Annotated in this window: 2 protein-coding genes and 2 pseudogenes; 2 read left to right on the top strand and 2 right to left on the bottom strand. The window is 75.1% G+C overall.

Going from position 1 to position 2,872, the window contains the following annotated elements; all coding sequences use genetic code 11:
* A pseudogene (locus JM949_RS38875) lies at positions 1–635 on the top strand (ABC transporter); the annotation flags it as partial.
* A gap of 57 nt (positions 636–692) precedes the next feature.
* Positions 693–1,916, top strand: coding sequence for a hypothetical protein (locus tag JM949_RS35055; protein WP_203152355.1), 1,224 nt, complete (start codon positions 693–695; stop codon positions 1,914–1,916).
* A gap of 46 nt (positions 1,917–1,962) precedes the next feature.
* Here JM949_RS35055 and JM949_RS35050 read toward each other — a convergent pair whose 3' ends face one another.
* A complete protein-coding gene (locus tag JM949_RS35050) occupies positions 1,963–2,586 on the bottom strand; it encodes a phosphatase PAP2 family protein (protein ID WP_203152354.1) in 624 nt (207 codons plus the stop codon).
* A gap of 65 nt (positions 2,587–2,651) precedes the next feature.
* A pseudogene (locus tag JM949_RS35045) lies at positions 2,652–2,872 on the bottom strand (NlpC/P60 family protein); the annotation flags it as partial.

Here is a 2,872-nt window from a genome sequence, read left to right as displayed (position 1 = left end):
GGCTGCACCTGCCGGGTCCGACCGGCCGACCCGGCCGACCCGGCCGAGAGGCCTGGTCCGCCGCCACCTCGGTCACCGGACCCGACGGCTGCCCAGCGCTCGGCTCTCGGCCTCGCGATCCGCGCGGTGGCGACCGGGCCGCCACGGAGCTGCCCGCCGCCTGGCCGGGCGCGGTGACCTCCGCCGCCCGATCCCGTCTGGCCGACCTGCCGGACGCGCTGGACCGCACGATCGCCGGCACCGACCTCGGCCTCGACCGCCGACCGCTGTGGTGGCGGATCGTCGGCGGTGTGCAGTGGTTGGTCACCCTCGCCGCAGTGGTCGGGCTGGGCTGGTTGGTGCTCGGCTACGCGCTTCGGGCCCTCGGCCTGCCCGCGTTGGACAACCCGACGGTGGGTCAGGTGCCGCTGCCCACCCTGCTGCTGCTCGGCGGTCTGCTGGCCGGGGTGCTGGTGGCTACCCTGACCCGGCCGGTGGTGCGCTGGGCCGCGCGGCGGGCCCGGGCCCGGGCCGAGCAGCGGCTCACACTCAAGGTCGCCCAGGTCGGCGAGGAGTACGTGCTGACCCCGGTGCGAATCGTGCTCGGCTCGTACGCGCAGGCGCGCGACGCGTTGCGGGACGCCGCCCGCCGCTGACGCACCGCACGGCTCGCTACCGCTCTCCGTACGCCCGCAGCGGCGTAGGGTCGGAGCATGGCCACGCCTGAGACCCCCTACGACGCGGTGCTGCACGCCGCACGCGACGTGACCAAGCTGGAGTCCGCCCTCGACGCCGAGATGCTCGGCAGCGCGCTGCTGGGCAGTGTCTACGCCATCGCGGAGACCGACCGCGACACCGCCGTCCGGGAGTTCGTCACCGGTTTCCTCGCCGCCACCGCACGCCGCCGGGTCGCGGCGGCGACCACCATCCGACAGGTCTTCGCCACGCTCGTTCCGACCGCCGAGGGCACCGATCGGGTGCGCCCGGGCGGCCAGGCCCCCACCTGGACCGCCCAGCTGGGCCGGGTGCACCTCACCGGCGCCTGGGCGTACGGCGACGTGTACGGCGATCAGACCTCCTACCTCGCGACCTTCGCCTACGAGGACGCCGCCGGCGGCTCGGAGCACGCGATGGTGGCCCTGGTGGACCACAACATCGGGATCACCAAGGACATCTTCGTGGGTGGGCCGGCCGAACGGATTCTGGACCAGGTCCGACAGATGTGCGCCGACGACGAGTTGACCTGGTTCCGTACCGAAGACCCGGCCCGACTCCGCGGAGAGGTGACCCGCCACCTGGCGGTCACCGACGACCTGGGCGAGTTGCCCGGCGAGGGGTCCCTCGCCACCGACCGGGCGCTGGTCGGCGCCCGGCTGGCGATGCTCCCCACGGCGACCGACCCGACCGGCCCGGCGGAGGTCGAGCCGCTCTCGGCCGCCGAGCGCACCGAGCTGGTTCGGCGGTTCCTCGCCGCGCCGGAGGCCGCCCGTTTCGGGCTGGACGCCGTCGACGGCCCCGAGTTGGCCTCGCTGCACTTCTGCCTCAGCCTGCTGCTGGATCACTCGGCGAGCTTCCCGGACGCCGACCCGATGCGCTGGAGCCCGGCGGTGTCCGGGCTCTTCCTGCTCGACTGGGTGCACCGCCGGGCCGTGCTGGACATGGACGACGCGGCGATGCTGCCTCGGGTGCTGCGGGCCTGGGCGCGGTACGCGTCGCGCCAACGAGGCCTGCCCGAGGCGGCGACGACGCGCACCGACGAGGCGATCGAGGAGATGGTGCCGGAGTTCGCGCGCCTCTACTCGACCGGTGAGCGGCGCAGCGCGGCCACCGCCGCGGTGGCGCAGCTGATGGCCGACGGCGTGGACCCGGACGATCCGGCCGCACTGGACGCCTGGATCGAGGCGAACCGGCACCGTCTCGCCGACGACGGCGCCTGACAGGTCCGGGGTGGGCGGCGACGCGCCGCCGACCCCGGCCGTCCGGCTAGCGCAGCGGGCCGAAGACCACCGCGGCGATCAGCGCGCCGAGCACACCGCCGGCCAGCACCTGGCCGACCGTGTGGTCCCGCAGTCGCACCCGGGACCAGCCGACCAACGCCACCAGCGGCGCGGCGACCACCACCCGGGTCCCGAAGGTGAACGTCAGGATGACCAACGTGCCGGCGGCCACCGCCGAGTGGATGGACATCTTCCACCAATGGCTCACCGACACGCAGACCACCAGCCCGACCAGCCCGGCCACCGCGAGCGCCAGGAGCGGGCGGGGCGCGCCGAGCACGGCGAGCAGGGCGAGGCCCGCCGCGACCGAGCCCAGGCCGACCAGCAGTGGGGCCCGGCGTTGTTCCCGCAGGCCGACGTGGTGGTCGGTGAGGCGACCACGGCGTACTCCGCCGAGGATGTAGGCGAACGGGATGCCGGTGACGAAGAGCGTGCCGAGCAGTCCCCAGACGAGGCCCTGACCCGGGCGGTGTGCGCTGTGCCAACTCACCGTGAGGATCAGCAGCGACACGAGCACGGCCGGTGCGGTCACCTCGGTGACCAACCGGGCGATCCGCAACCCCGGGCCGGGCCGGGTGGTGACCGGGCGGAGTTCCGCACCGCCGCCCACGCCACCCCCTCCGGTACGCGCCTACCGTCGAACACCGCCGGCGCCGGACGGGCCGAGCCTGACCGTCACCGTACCGCCGGGGACCCCATCGGGTGTGCCGGTCCGGCCGGCGGCGCCGCGCTGACCGTGAGTGTCAGGTCCGGCGTGGGCGTCGGGTCCACCGTCAGGGTCGGGGTGGGGTCGGCCTCGGTGGAGCCGGTCGGGGTCGGGTCCGGCGGGTCGGTCGGGTCCGGGTCGTGGACGGTGACCGGGTCGGGACCGGGTCGGGTCGGGTCGGGTCGTGGGC

This window comes from Micromonospora tarensis (genome assembly GCF_016803395.1).
Taxonomy (GTDB): domain Bacteria; phylum Actinomycetota; class Actinomycetes; order Mycobacteriales; family Micromonosporaceae; genus Micromonospora; species Micromonospora tarensis.
Note: the sequence above shows the minus strand (reverse complement) of the source record. Positions and strands in the feature narration are given on the sequence as shown.

What these genes read in the sequence shown, in the direction of transcription:
- JM949_RS35055 (WP_203152355.1), top strand. Translation starts at nt 693, where the DNA reads ATGGCCACGCCTGAGACCCCCTACGACGCGGTGCTGCACGCCGCACGC.